This is a genomic window from Muricauda sp. MAR_2010_75 (assembly GCF_000745185.1).
Taxonomy (GTDB): domain Bacteria; phylum Bacteroidota; class Bacteroidia; order Flavobacteriales; family Flavobacteriaceae; genus Flagellimonas.
Genome location: NZ_JQNJ01000001.1, coordinates 4,029,030 through 4,042,978, shown reverse-complemented (window position 1 = coordinate 4,042,978; position 13,949 = coordinate 4,029,030). Strand labels below are relative to the sequence as shown.

Here is a 13,949-nt window from a genome sequence, read left to right as displayed (position 1 = left end):
TTTACTGATAATTTCTTGCCCCAAATATACTACTTCCTATGCGTACCATAGTACTGCCTTCTTCTATGGCTAGGGCATAGTCCCCACTCATACCCATGGAAAGGATGGATATTTCAGGCAATTTTTGTTGGAGTTTTTCAAAAACGGATTTAAGGTGGGCAAACTCTTTCCGTACCTGATTTTCATCCGAGGTAAAGGTCGCCATTCCCATCAACCCCATAATTTTTATATTTTCCATGGCCTTGAACTCATCAGATTGAAGAAGGTCTTGCAGTTCTGAATCATCCAGACCAAATTTAGTGTCTTCCTCAGCAATATGCATTTGAAGTAAACAGGGAATGACGCGGTCATGTTTTTTGGCCTGTTTGTTAATCTCTTTCAACAATTTTAGGCTGTCCACCCCATGAATCAAGGCTACGAACTCGGCCATATACTTGACCTTGTTTCGCTGTACATGGCCTATCATGTGCCATTCAATGTCCTTGGGCAAAGCTTCCCACTTGGCAACCATCTCCTGCACTTTGTTTTCGCCAAAGATGCGATGCCCGGTATTGTAGGCCTCCAAAATGTCCTCGTTAGGCTTGGTTTTGGACACAGCGACCAAGGTTACCCCACTGGGTAATTCAGAATTTATTTTATTGAGATTATCTTTTATAGACATAGAAATTATTACAATTCGTAAATCGCCAATCCACTGCGCAATTTAGGTTCAATATACGTGCTTTTAGGGGGCATTACCAAACCGGCATCGGCTATGGCCTTGATTTCTTCCATGGTGGTGGGCAACATACTGAACCCCACGGCAAAATTGCCGGAATCCACACTCTCCTTCATTTGGATGAGGTTGTTTTTTCCATATCCGTAGGCAATTCGTTTGTCATTTCTAAGGTCTATGATGCCCAAAATGGGCTCCAAAATGGTTTTGTGGAGAATTTGGGTATCCAATCGGCTTAGCGCATCGGTAAAGGTGTAATTGGTTTTTCTAAGGTGGAGCGAATAAAAATCGCCATCCAAATACATGCTAAAGTGATGCTTTTTTATTGGTTTTAAGGGCCCTTCTTCTTGTTTTTCAATCCGAAAATATTCATCAAGTTGAATGAGGAACTCTTCTTTGGAGTATCCATTCAAATCCTTGACCATGCGATTGAACTCATAAATCCGAATCTGTGATTCGGGAATGAGATAGGCCATAAAATAGTTGTAGGCCTCATCTCCCGTATGACGCTTATTTTCAGCTTCCATTTGTTTTGCCAGTAGATTGCTCGAGGCACTTCTATGGTGGCCATCGGCAATATAGAGTGCATCAATTTGGGCAAAGGCGGTTTCCAGTTTGGCGATGGCTTTTTCGTTGGAAATCTTCCAAAGGCTATGATTAAAACGGTCTGTGGTGGTAAAATCATACACAGGTTTCCGTTGGATTTCATCCTGAAATACTTCCCAAACAGCAGTGTTGTCAGCATACGTCATCAGTACCGGTTCGGCATTGAATCCCACCGTGTGCAAGTAATCCGCAAACAATTCTTCTCGGTGTTTAATGGTATCCTCATGTTTTTTGATGACATCGTTCCGATAATCGGCAACACTACAGGCGCAAAAGAAACCGAGGCTTTTAAAATCATCCTTTTCAATTTGATAGAGATAAAAGCTGGCTTCCTCATCTTTTTGCAGGGTGTTTTCCTCCAAAAATTCCAAATAGCGGTTGCGAACCAGATGAAAACGTTCCTTTCCTGTAATGCTTTTATGGAACTTAAACCCAGGATTGATGATGTGCAAAAAAGAAAACGGATTGTATTGGAGCACCGCTTTAAGTTCCTCATCTGAATACTCCTCATAGGAACGCGATGCTACAAAAGAAACCTTGTCCCTTGTGGGGCGGATTGCCTTAAAAGGTCTAATGAGGGCCATTCGTTTCTATTTGAATTGAGAAGAGACCTGCTCCGCTTTACGGGATTCGGAGTAGTCATAAAATCCTTCTCCGGATTTCACGCCCAGCTTTCCGGCCACAACCATATTCACTAGTAGGGGGCAAGGGGCATATTTCGGATTTTTAAAGCCGTTGTACATTACATTTAGGATGGACAGGCAAACATCCAACCCAATAAAATCCGCCAATTGCAAGGGTCCCATGGGGTGGGCCATACCCAATTTCATCACCGTATCGATTTCCTGAACCCCAGCCACGCCATTATAAAGCGTTTCTATAGCCTCATTGATCATGGGCATCAATATCCGATTAGCGACAAAACCAGGATAATCGTTGACCTCAGTTGGGGTTTTGCCCAATTCTTCCGAAAGTTGCATGATGGTTTGGGTCACTTCATCGGAAGTGCTGTAACCGCGAATGATTTCCACCAATTTCATGATGGGAACGGGGTTCATAAAATGCATGCCAATGACCTGTTCAGGTCTTTGGGTAGCTGCCGCAATTTGGGTGATGGAAATGGAGGAAGTGTTCGTGGCTAAAATAGTATCCGCTGAACATACCTCGTCCAAGTCCTTGAATATGTTAAGCTTGATATCCAAGTTTTCCGTGGCAGCTTCAACCACCAACTCCGCTTGGGAAACTCCATCTTTTAGATTCGTAAAGGTTGAAATGTTGCTAAGTGTAGCCTCTTTTTTAGCTTGATCAATGACCTCTTTGGCCATCATTCGGTCCAAATTTTTGGTGATGGTGGCCAAACCTTTGTCCAAGGAAGCCTGGGAAATATCTATCAAATGAACTTGAAATCCATTTTGCGCAAAAACATGGGCGATTCCGTTGCCCATGGTTCCCGCACCGATAACTGCTATTTTTTTCATGGTATTTTGATTAGAATTTTGTCAGTTCGAGCGGAGTCGAGAACGACAAACAACTATTTTTCAAATGATTCTATAATCTGAAGGGCCACCTGCAATGCTTTGGTACCCTGCTCCAAGGTCACCACCGGGGTAGTATCATTGTTAATGGCATCCGCAAAGGTTTCCAATTCATCCAAGATGGCATTGTTGACCTCAATTTCGGGGTTTTCAAAGTATATCTGCTTTTTCTCACCTTCGGCATTTTGCAGGATCATATCAAAATCTCCAGGTTGTTCCGGGGCGTCCTTCATTTTCACTACTTCAACCTTTTTTTCCAAGAAATCCACCGAGATGTAGGCATCTCTTTGGAAAAAACGTGACTTCCTCATGTTTTTCAATGAAATCCGACTCGCAGTTAGGTTGGCGACGCACCCATTTTCAAATTCTACCCGGGCGTTGGCAATGTCGGGCGAATTACTGATTACGGAAACCCCACTGGCATTGATTTGTTTTACTTCTGAAGGAACAACGCTCAAAATGGCATCAATATCGTGAATCATCAAATCCAATACCACGGGAACATCGGTACCTCTTGGATTGAACTCGGCCAGTCGGTGGGTTTCAATGAACATGGGGTTTTCAATTTTGTCCTTTACCGCCAAAAATGCAGGGTTGAAGCGCTCCACATGCCCCACTTGGCCCTTTATGCCATGCTTTTGGGACAGTTGCAACAATTCTTGGGCCTCTTCAAAAGTGTTGGTGATGGGCTTTTCAATAAAAATATGCTTGCCTTTTTCAATGGCTTTTTTGGCACAGTCAAAATGGGAAAGGGTAGGGGTTACGATATCCACAACGTCCACGGCATCCATTAGGGTGTTGATGTTTTCAAAATAGGTGTACCCAAATTCGGCCGCCACTTTTTTGGCGTTGATTTCATCAGGGTCGTAAAAACCAACAAGTTTGTAATGTTCTGACTGGTTCAGGAGCCTTAGGTGAATTTTTCCCAAATGTCCTGCACCCAGGACACCAACTTTAAGCATATCTCTGTTTTTTTCAAAAATACGGATATGGAGGCACTCTTCATAAAAATAACACGTGAACTGTCGGTAAAGTTTTTGAAGAACTTTTTAAATTCGTGAACCAGACCAAAACCATGAAGGACACACATAAGCATAGGGGAATGCGCAACAAATTGGCGGAGATATTGCAAGCCAAGGGAATACAGGACAAACGTGTGCTCGATGCCATACGAACCATACCCCGACATTTATTTTTGGATAGCAGTTTTGAAGACCATGCTTATCAGGACAAGGCGTTTCCCATAGGTGCGGAACAGACCATTTCGCAACCGTATACCGTGGCGTTTCAAACCGAGCTGCTTCAAGTGAAACCCAATGACAAGATTTTGGAAATAGGGACGGGGAGTGGTTACCAAGCAGCAGTGCTGTTGCATTTAAAAGCCAAAGTGTATACTATTGAACGCCAGTTGGAGCTTTTTAAAAAGACACGCTTGTTCTTTAATAAGATGCACTATAGGCCCAAGAAAATGATTTTTGGGGATGGCTATAAAGGATTGCCCGAAGAAGCCCCTTTTGATGGGATCATTGTTACCGCAGGTGCTCCTGAGGTTCCAAAACCGTTGATGTCGCAACTCAAAATTGGCGGTAGACTGGTAATTCCCGTAGGTGAGAATGAGCAGGTGATGACGCTTTTTGTACGCAAATCAGAAAAGGAGTTTGAAAAGAAGGAACTGGGTGCTTTTCGTTTTGTCCCGTTATTAGAGGATAAGAATTGATTGTGTTAAGTAGCAAGTTCAAGTTTAGGTTCAAGCACAAAGAAAAAACCAATTACCAAATTCCAAATCCCAAATCCCAAATTCCAAAAACCAGTAACTAAATAACCCAATAACTGATTAACCCAACATTCAATCAGTTGTTGAAACTCTTTTTGATACGGTCCAAATTTCGCTTGCTGTCCCGGTCCTTAATTGTATCTCGCTTATCGTATAATTTCTTACCCTTGGCCAAACCGATGTTCATTTTTGCGAGTCCCCTGTCATTTATGAAAAGGTTTAACGGAATAATAGTGTTTCCGGTAGTAACGACTTCTTTTCTGAGTTTTTTCAATTCCCTTTTATTGAGGAGCAGTTTTCGTTCCGCTTTGGGTTTATGGTTGTAATGCCCGCCATGACTGTACTCATCAATCTGCATGTTGATGACAAAAAGTTCCCCTTTGTCATTGAACTCACAAAAACTTTGGGATATGGAAGCTTTCCCCAAGCGAATGGATTTTATCTCGGTACCTCCCAATACAATACCTGCGGTATACGTCTCCAAAATCTCATAATCGAATCGGGCCCTTCTGTTTTTTATGTTGATGTTTTTCTGCATTGTGGGCAAAAATATAAACTCTTTGCCAAGAAAATTGTAATGTTATGGGAGATTTTACGATTATCTATAAAACCAAGCCCATGAAGAAAATCTTAGTTCCCCTGATTTTGCTTTTGACTTTTGCCTGTAAAGAAAAATCAAAAACCCAGCTTACTGCTCAGGAAATAGTGGATAAATCCATTGCAGAAAGTGGAGGAAAACTTTACGAAGACCACTCAACCTCCTTTGACTTCCGAGACAGAACGTATGTGTCTGAAAATAAACAGGGTAAAAAGGTATTAAAACGCATTTTTCAGGTGGATTCGGTTACCATAACCGATGTTAAAACAGGAAATGAGTTTCAACGTTTTATGAATGACTCGCTTGTTGCTGTTTCAGATTCCATAGCAGGTCGATATGCCAATTCGGTGAATTCGGTGCATTATTTTGCGAGACTTCCTTATGGATTAAATGACGCAGCGGTGAACAAAAAGCTTTTGGGCAATGAAACCATCAAAGGAAAAGAATATTACAAAATAAAAGTGACCTTTGATCAAAGCGGTGGAGGCGACGATTATGATGATGTGTATGTGTATTGGTTTGATGTGGAGACTTTTAAGCCGGACTATTTAGCCTATAGCTTTCATGTAAATGGTGGAGGACAACGGTTCAGAAAAGCTTATAATGAACGGTATGTAGGTGGAATCCGGTTTGTAGACTATGAAAATTACAAACCAGAAGATGAGGATGCTGACATATTACAGATTGGACAACTTTTCGATACAGGTGAACTGGAACTCCTTTCAAAAATAGAGCTTACCAATATAAAAGTAGAGGCGGATTAATCCATTTTAAGGCGGATGTCCGTAGGTATACCATCAACGATGCGCACAATGAACAAGCTGCTATTGTCGTCGTCGTCCATAGCATTGTATTTTTCAATATTAATGACCTTGTTCACAAAGTTTGGAGTGGTATTGCTGTGTCCGACTACCAAAACGTTCAGTCCTTCATTTTCAGCTTTAAACTGTTCAACATCCAACGTATTGGGGTCATAATATTTTATATCAATGTTTTTTTTGACCGAAGTGGGGGCAGCTGTCATGGAGGTGCGCTCGTAGTTTGTGGAATAAATGACATCCAAATCAATTGGGTCAAAGACTTCAGCCCATCGAATGGCCCTGTCCAGCCCATCTTGGTTTAACTCGGGGTCAGGATTGTCCGGGTCGGTTCTGTCCTTTTCGGCATGCCGGATAAAATAGAAGGTGGAAACCACAGGATCTTCCACAATTTTCGTATCTTTTTTGCAGCTGATACTTCCAATAATAATTGCAAATGCAATTAAGAGTTTGGTTATTCGCATAGTATTGGTCTAAAGTTTCCCTTAGTTTATAGTATTCGCTTTTAAAAGTAACGTTTAATTTTCTATTTTCCTGTATGCGTAGACTTTTGGTTTGTATACTAATAGGGTTGATGTTTGTGGTTGGATCGTCACAAGAGGTTGATTTACCGGCAGATTTCCGGCAACATACGCTCACTCAGTTCAATGCCAATTTGTTGAACGCCACGTATACTTCTGATTGGAACAACCCAAATTCTTTTTCCATTTGGACCCGTTGGCAATGGCAGTCCGTGGATGGGGATCCCACCACTATCTTTGCAAATTATTCCCATCAAATCAATACCACATCATCCGTTGCTTTGGGGTTTCTTCAGCATAATACCGGTGTTTTTTTAAATGTTGGGGCTCACCTTACCTATGTGCATACATTTTTATTGGATGATGGAGTAGAGCTACTGGCAGGAATAAACCTTTTTGCCTTCCAAGAAAGCTTGGCGGATGACCGTTTTGTGCCAGATCCAGATTTGGATGTACCTCAATTAGAAAGTAACAAGGATTTTATTCTTCAGTTTTCTCCTGCAGTTCGATTGAATGTTAATCAATTTAGTGTAGGCCTTGCTTTTGAAAATGGTTTTGGGTTCAATCTGTCAGATAGTGGGAACGGTCCAGAAAATTTTCAAATTTTCACGGGAACCCTAAGCAACGATTTCAATGTAGGGTTATTCCCCACTTGGGGGGCTAGTTTTGTACGACCTTTGGTCTATGTCAAATCTATCCCAAATGGAGATACTCAATTTGGTTTAAACACCTTGTTATCGACCCCCAAATTTTGGGCTCAAGGGGGCTATAATAGCTTTTATGGGGCTTCAGGAGGAGTTGGGGTGACTTTTGCCCGTGTATTTTCTATTGGAGGACTAATGGAATTTGGTGGGGATTCCGAGTTGAGTGATGGTGAGTCAACTTTTGAGTTGGTAGCTTCCTACCAATTTGGCGCAACAGATAATCGGAATAAAGTGGTTGGCTTTGATGTGGAAAAAGATGATGCTTTGGCACAAGAACGGATGGCGGAAGAGGCTAGGTTACAAAGACTTGAAAAGCAGGAGGCTCAAGAAGCTGAACAGTTGCGACGACAACAACTTACGGAGGAACAGCGGGTTCGTGACTCCATTGCTCAAGCCGAATTGGAAGCTTCAAGGTTGCAGCAGCAAAGGGATAGTATTGCTCAACTACGGAAAAAGCAACAGCAAGATAGTATCGCCCAAGTATTGGAGCAAAAGAAGCGGGATAGCATAACCGCCATTCAACAACAGGAAGTGGAATTACGGCCTAATGAAAGATATGAAGAAGTGGCCAGTGAGGATGGCTTGGAACCTGGGTTTTACCTTATTGCCAATGTTTTTGGAACCAAAAAATACTATGAAAGTTTTATGCTAACCCTGAAACAGAAAGGTCTAGATCCAAAATCGTTCTACCGAAACGTAAACAAATATAACTACGTCTATTTGGAGCGCTACAATACCATGGAAGAAGCCCGAAAGGCTAGGGATAGCCAGTTTAATGGTAGGTACACGGACAAGATCTGGATTTTTAGAGTGAGGGGGAAATGATTCGAAACAAGATTTAAGATGGTTCTTGATTACATTCGGCCACTATTCTCTGTGGTTTGTTGTAGTGTTTGTAATTTTTCACATAATCGGTATCAAAAAAATTCTTCATAAAGTTTTCCCTATAGGCATATTTTGCGTATCCATATTTATGGGATGCCTCCTCAAGAACATAAGTGAAGATTTCCAAAAAGTCGTCACGTTTCGCGGCTTCCTCGTGGTTTAGCATCTCTAGACAAAAATCTGTGGTAAATAGATGTTTATCGATTATCTCATCCATGATTCCACTGGTATACCAAGTTCGACTGAATACTGTGGTCTTTTTTCCGGTTTTTTGTTCAATCAAGTCAATGGAAGAGGGGCCCATATCGGACACTTTTTGGATGAGCTTGCCCCAATCGGGGTGTGCAATTACCTCAGATCTATTGAGGAAATATTGGGTTATTTCCTCAAAAAATTTCAGCTGTTTTGGACCTTTTAATGCATTATCCTCAATTTTTTTGGATACTTGGCTCACCCAATCTTCATTTTGAAAGATACTTTCCCATTTCATTTTTTTAGCTTCATTTGTTTCTAAGGCTTCCAAACATTCTCCCCAAAGCTTTTTCATTTCGGCATCTTCGTTGTTCCAATAAAGGCGCAACAATTTTAACTGCTCCAAGAGTAATCCCCCAATCGTACTATTGTCTTTTATTAATTCTGTCAGGTAAAAGAATTTTTTTCTCAATACAGAATGGGATTTTTTATCCTTTACTTGGGGATCAATTCCCAATTCAAGCAAATATTTAAGCATTTCATAGGCTTCTGGACCAGTTCCTATGGCAAAATGGATAGCATTGCCCCATGGACTCGCGAAATGGATATCGGCTCCAGCAGCAATGAGTTCTTTTACGGCATCAAAGGACCCTATACCTTTTTGACAAGCTTCTACGGCCAGAAGAAATGGAGTCTGTGAATGGTAATTTTGAATATCTACCTTAACCCCTTTGCCAAGCAAGTATTTTACTATTTCCAGATGTCCTTGACTACAAGCGGTGCCCAGAGGTGTGCTATAGGGTATACCTGCGATGGTTTCTCCTGGAATATCTATAGTTTTTCTGCCATATTCGGAATTAAGCGGAACCCTTTCTTCGGTAAGCGCTTGCACCCTCACCAAATCACCATCATGGATGGCGTTAATGAGCTCCTCACTTTTTTTGGTTAAATCCTCCACGGTATAGTGTTCTATAAACTGTTAGGTAATTATTTTCTGGCGGCAATCAGGGTTAGTTTTATTTTGATTGGGTGTTATGTGAATGGAAAGTAAGGCAATAGAGAGGTCTTCAATTGCCGTAATTTATGAATGCCAACTTTGGGTTGATGGATGCCTAATCCTCAAGTTGCCAATCTACCTTTCAAGAAGACTTTTTTTTGATTTACCATACCATCAAGTGGTCCAAACAGATAATGGGTTGATGGGATAAATTCAGTATCGGGTATGGTGCTCATGGCCTGGGCTCTTTAAAATTGAGCCATGAGCTAAAGTTTTCCATGAGTGAAGGAAAAATGAAAAGCCAAATAATATATGAACCGATTACAGCTTCCTATTCAATGACCCTAATCCTAACTGCATTTGGGCGAACGAGTCCGCCAGCACCAGCACTTACCAGGTTTTTAATAAAATTTCCGTTGGAGTCATATTGTCTTACTTCGGAAGTGCCCCCACTGCCAATTAAAAAGTCGCCATTGGGGAAAAAGTCGACACCTTCCGGCTGATTGATACCAGTGGAAATTACGTTTTTCACAAAGTTGCCTTCAGAATCGAATTGAACCACTTTGTTGCCCGTCCAGTCATTGGCAAAAAGATTGTCATTTTCATCAAACCAAATGTTTGTGGGACCTTCAACGTCTGAAGCGATGAACTTTCCAAGGTCGTTGCCCTCTGAATCAAATTTTTGAACAAAGGCACCACTATAGGAGGATACATAGAGATTGCCTTCGGAATCCCAATCCAGACCAATACTTTGAGGAACAGCTACACTGGTAAACTTGTCAATCAAGGTACCATCCAATCCATACCGAAGCACAAGTCCATCACCTTGCCACTGCAACACATACAACAAATTATCTGCGCCGATTTTCATACGTGTAGGACCACCGATGTTGGTTGCAAAACTGCCAATCAGTGCCCCGGTAGCCGCATCGTGCCTATTGATTTTGCCGGAACTTAAATTGGAGATGAGCACTTGGCCTTGATCTTCCAAAAAGACAATATCTTGCGGCCAGGCAAGTTCTTCATCAATAAAGACTGTTGGATTTTGTCCGTTTTCATCATATCGAAATATTTTCCAAGGCCCATTGTTGAAATTCACGGCATCGCTCACATAGATATACGTGCCGGGTTGCGGTTCAGAATCAACAATGGTCAACGCAATGGTTTTTGATAGGCTTCCAACGGCTGCTTCAACCGTGGAATTTCCAACTTTCTGACCCGTTACCATTCCATTTTGGTCAACGCTTACATTGTCGTTGTTGGCCGACCAAGTCACGGTTTCCGTAATAGCAATGTCTAGTCCAAACTGATCCGTTCCCATGACACTCAGCGAAGTAGTATTGGTGCCAAAAAGATCAAGTTGGTTACCGTTCGATGAACCAATGCTAATGCTGGACAGCACAGGTGTGTTGTCGGGAGAATCATCCGTACTATTGGAATCTGAACTGCAGGCACTGATTAACGTAAGGAGAAGTAAAAAAATAGGACTCATATAAGGATGTTTTGCTCTCATTGTTCAAAAGTTTCAAGGTTGGGGAGGTATACCATAACGTATCCACACAAATGAATACATAAAATCTATAGAGGGTATAAATCCTTATAAAGATTTACACAATGGGACGAAGTTCTAGGGATTAGCTGGCGGCAGACTCCAGAAATGACTTTGGAGTGGTTCCCGTAAACTTTTTAAAAGCGTTGTAGAAAGACACTCTATTATTAAAGCCACAGGCGTACATTACATCGGAAATAGTAAGGGATTGATCTTTTTCCAACATTTCCTTAGCCTCTTCAATTCTGTATTTATTGATGAAATTGAAAAAAGTGGAATCAAACTGTTCATTGATGACTTGAGAGCAATGGTGTCTGGAGACGTTGAGGTTTTCAGCCAGATCATCCAGTCTGAATTCACTTTTTAAATAGGGTTTGACCTCTTCCATATACTTTTGCAGGTTTTCTTTGAGTTCCATTGCATAGCCGTGGGTCAATCCTGTGGTTTTGTATTTTATGATGGGCATTATTTTGTTCATGGGAGTGCCTTCAAAAACTTCTGGCTGTGCAAATCCAAAATAGGCAAGCATGGAGATAAAGAAAATCATGGATGCTCCAATGAAGTAATCGTGCTCCTTTTGCAAAATACCCAAACCCTGCAGGACAAAGTAGGATGAAAAAGAAATTACATACGCCAAATACGAAAATGAGACCCATTTTAACCAAAGGTCTTTGTTGAAACCAGCGGTTCCTTTTTTAAGTCGGGTGTAGATGAGCGCAAAATACAGCAGCATAAGTGCTATTATTGCAATCTCCTCATAGTATGTAAAAAAGTACAAGTGCAAAATAATGGTTCGGTTTTGTAACAATTCCATTTTTGTTGCAGAATCCATTACATATACTCGGGAGTAGTTCAGTAGAAGAATCAAAAAAGGCAAAAAATGCAGGAGGTCTTTCCCTCTAAATTTGGTGCCGTAGAGCACCCTTCGGATGTAAAAATATAATATTGGTCCGTATAGCACCCAAACCAATACATTGGTAAAAAGGAGTCCGATAAAGTCTGCGGTAAAGAGTTTTTTGGACCAGTATAGTGTATTGTAGAATACATTATAACCAAAAAGCAGCACATAAATACCCAAAAGGCTATTGGCCCATCGGTCTCCCTTTTTCTTCAAAAAAAGAAGAATCGCCAAAATCAGGGCGAGAAACGAAAATAGGGAAAATAGATATTCGTAAATGTTCATCTTAACCTGGTAAAGGTCTGGTTTTCAATGTGTACCCGTAACGGACTTAGGGCAATTATTTTTTTACTTCCTTTTGCACCAAGTGCTCCAGATACGTTAAGGTATTAATCAAATACTTTCGATCACGGGTCATGGTACTCAAGGCCACGGCCCCTTGGATCATAGTGAACAATTGTTTGGCAAATTGAAGCGGAGGAACCGGCAAATGGATTTCATTCTGATTCACTCCATTTTCTAGGACCAAGGCCATTTTGCCTTCAATCTCTTTAATGGTTTCTTTTACGGCCGCAGCTAGAAGATTGTTGTTGTTTTGGGCATCCACCCCAACGTTCAATATGGGACAGCCTCCAAGGGGCAAGGTAAAAACATCGTATTGTTTGTAAAAATGCAGTAAGGAAAACAACTTGTCCAATGCCATCCCCTCAATCTCCAATTTTTCGTCAATGACGTCCATTAAAAGATTTCGGTTGTACTCAAATGCAGACAGGGCCAAAGCTTCCTTGTTTTCAAAATTTCCGTAAATGGCACCTTTGGTGAGCCCAGTGGCTTCCGTAAGGTCGCTCATACTGGTTCCCACGTAGCCAAACTTGTTGAAAATGGGCGCTACGGTCTCTATGATGTATGCTGTGGTACGTTCTGCTTTCTTGGTCATGGTGGCTGGTTGGTGTTGGGTAAACTAAGATATAAAAAAACATATACTGTTTGGTATGTGAAAAGTGTAAAGCCACTATTTTAACAGTCTTGCAATCTTTTTGGGTCCAAAAAATTGAGTTGAATAGATGTTTTTAGAAAGATACGCTGGTTATCCCCAAACTCTTTTTAGGAATTTGATGAAATTTTGGCTTGTAATATTCTCAATATCGACTTCTGAATACCCTCTTTTGGACAACAATGCTGGAATTTTCTGCAAATCGGCAATGGTATCCACATCATAAGGCCCCTGTTCAGTGCCAAAACCACCATCTAAATCGGTGCCGATGCCAACGTGATTGGTGTTTCCGGCCAATTGGCAAATGTGGTCCATATTATTCACCATAATCTCCAAATTGACCCCCATTTCTTTGGGGTCCGATTTTCCCCGAATCCAATTCGGGACCATCATCCAGGCATCCAAAGCAATCCCAATTACGGCTTCTCGTGAAATCAATTCTTTGAGTTGCTCATCTGAAAACTGCCGGTTGTGGTCCACAAATTTTCGGCAAAGCTGATGACTGGCCCAAACAGGACCGTTATAGACATCCATGGTTTCCCAAAAACTCATATCACACAAATGCGTAGCATCCAAAATAAGGTTGAGTTCTTCTATTTTTTTAAGCAATTCCCGCCCTTTGGCCCCAATACCACCAACGGAATCCGTACCATGTGCATAAATTCCTGGACCATAATGTGCTGGGCCGATGGCTCTGAGGCCAGCCTCATACGATTTTTCCAAATACCCCATGTCCACAATGGAATCGGCACCTTCGAGGCTTAAAATGTACCCAATGGGCTTTTTCCCGTCCTCGCTTGCCCACAGTTTGAGGTGTGAGTCCAAACCTTCAATATCTGTTATTTGAACCATTTCCCCAGCTTCTTCCATGGCTTTGTACCAAGCCAATTGCCCCTGGGTTTGGGCCCAAGCCTGCTGTTGGGAATGCCAACCGGGAAGCGGATTGTCCTTTCTTACGTAGCGTGCAATTTGCGTAGCAACGCAAAGTCCCACATTGCCTTTTCGCATGCCAGGAAAGGAAACCGTGTTGTTGCCGCGGTCAGGTTTATCGGTTTTTCCCTTTTCTCGCTCACGGATTTCCGAAACAGGAACGGTAAGGTCACGATTCCACTCCATGGCATTCATAGCGAGGTCTAAATGGGCATCAAATAAAAACATAGGAT

The 13,949-nt window shown here is 41.7% G+C and carries 14 protein-coding genes; 3 read left to right on the top strand and 11 right to left on the bottom strand.

Annotated features, from left to right (window positions below; translation table 11 throughout):
• Position 1 precedes the first annotated feature (1 nt).
• From FG28_RS18220 to FG28_RS18205, 4 genes are read right to left on the bottom strand one after another with little or no spacing between them, the layout of a single operon-like run.
• Positions 2–661 carry a YggS family pyridoxal phosphate-dependent enzyme gene (locus FG28_RS18220; protein WP_036385402.1) on the bottom strand — a complete coding sequence of 220 codons (660 nt, stop codon included), beginning with the start codon at positions 659–661 and terminating at the stop codon, positions 2–4.
• Between the two features lie 8 nt (positions 662–669).
• Positions 670–1,905, bottom strand: coding sequence for a DUF1015 domain-containing protein (locus FG28_RS18215; protein ID WP_036385401.1), 1,236 nt, complete (start codon positions 1,903–1,905; stop codon positions 670–672).
• 6 nt (positions 1,906–1,911) lie between these two features.
• Complete coding sequence (locus FG28_RS18210; protein WP_036385400.1) at positions 1,912–2,799, bottom strand: 3-hydroxyacyl-CoA dehydrogenase family protein; 888 nt, start codon at positions 2,797–2,799, stop codon at positions 1,912–1,914.
• A 53-nt stretch (positions 2,800–2,852) separates the two neighbouring features.
• Complete coding sequence (locus FG28_RS18205) at positions 2,853–3,818, bottom strand: Gfo/Idh/MocA family protein (RefSeq protein ID WP_036385399.1); 966 nt, start codon at positions 3,816–3,818, stop codon at positions 2,853–2,855.
• Positions 3,819–3,931: 113 nt separating this feature from the next.
• On the opposite strand from FG28_RS18205, the gene FG28_RS18200 reads away from it, so the two are divergent.
• On the top strand, positions 3,932–4,573 hold the full coding sequence (locus tag FG28_RS18200) for a protein-L-isoaspartate(D-aspartate) O-methyltransferase (RefSeq protein WP_036386855.1): 642 nt from the start codon (positions 3,932–3,934) through the stop codon (positions 4,571–4,573).
• A 133-nt stretch (positions 4,574–4,706) separates the two neighbouring features.
• Here the strand turns inward: FG28_RS18200 and smpB are convergent, their stop codons facing one another.
• Positions 4,707–5,168 carry an SsrA-binding protein SmpB gene (gene smpB / locus FG28_RS18195; RefSeq protein ID WP_036385398.1) on the bottom strand — a complete coding sequence of 154 codons (462 nt, stop codon included), beginning with the start codon at positions 5,166–5,168 and terminating at the stop codon, positions 4,707–4,709.
• 80 nt (positions 5,169–5,248) lie between these two features.
• Between smpB and FG28_RS18190 the strand changes: the two genes are divergently transcribed.
• Positions 5,249–5,992 (top strand): DUF6503 family protein, encoded by a 744-nt coding sequence (locus tag FG28_RS18190; RefSeq protein ID WP_036386853.1) that lies wholly within the window; start codon positions 5,249–5,251, stop codon positions 5,990–5,992.
• On the opposite strand, the gene FG28_RS18185 is transcribed toward FG28_RS18190, so the two are convergent.
• A complete protein-coding gene (locus FG28_RS18185) occupies positions 5,989–6,510 on the bottom strand; it encodes a phosphoglycerate mutase family protein (protein WP_036385396.1) in 522 nt (173 codons plus the stop codon). The genes FG28_RS18190 and FG28_RS18185 overlap by 4 nt on opposite strands.
• 74 nt (positions 6,511–6,584) lie before the next feature.
• Between FG28_RS18185 and FG28_RS18180 the strand changes: the two genes are divergently transcribed.
• Positions 6,585–8,096 carry a PorP/SprF family type IX secretion system membrane protein gene (locus FG28_RS18180; protein WP_081894453.1) on the top strand — a complete coding sequence of 504 codons (1,512 nt, stop codon included), beginning with the start codon at positions 6,585–6,587 and terminating at the stop codon, positions 8,094–8,096.
• 13 nt (positions 8,097–8,109) lie between these two features.
• Here FG28_RS18180 and FG28_RS18175 read toward each other — a convergent pair whose 3' ends face one another.
• The 5 genes from FG28_RS18175 to FG28_RS18155 all read right to left on the bottom strand — a co-directional run bounded on the left by FG28_RS18175 (position 8,110) and on the right by FG28_RS18155 (position 13,944).
• The gene (locus FG28_RS18175) at positions 8,110–9,306 is read right to left on the bottom strand and encodes an ankyrin repeat domain-containing protein (protein WP_036385394.1); all 1,197 of its coding nucleotides are present in this window, start codon (positions 9,304–9,306) and stop codon (positions 8,110–8,112) included.
• Between the two features lie 370 nt (positions 9,307–9,676).
• Positions 9,677–10,837 carry an Ig-like domain-containing protein gene (locus tag FG28_RS18170; RefSeq protein WP_036385393.1) on the bottom strand — a complete coding sequence of 387 codons (1,161 nt, stop codon included), beginning with the start codon at positions 10,835–10,837 and terminating at the stop codon, positions 9,677–9,679.
• Positions 10,838–10,979: 142 nt separating this feature from the next.
• Entirely contained in the window at positions 10,980–12,077 is a 1,098-nt protein-coding gene (locus FG28_RS18165) for an AraC family transcriptional regulator (protein ID WP_036385392.1), read from the bottom strand.
• Positions 12,078–12,132: 55 nt separating this feature from the next.
• Complete coding sequence (locus tag FG28_RS18160) at positions 12,133–12,729, bottom strand: TetR/AcrR family transcriptional regulator (protein WP_036385391.1); 597 nt, start codon at positions 12,727–12,729, stop codon at positions 12,133–12,135.
• Between the two features lie 150 nt (positions 12,730–12,879).
• Positions 12,880–13,944, bottom strand: a complete 1,065-nt coding sequence (locus FG28_RS18155) for a dipeptidase (RefSeq protein ID WP_036385390.1) — start codon at positions 13,942–13,944, stop codon at positions 12,880–12,882.
• Positions 13,945–13,949: the final 5 nt, after the last annotated feature.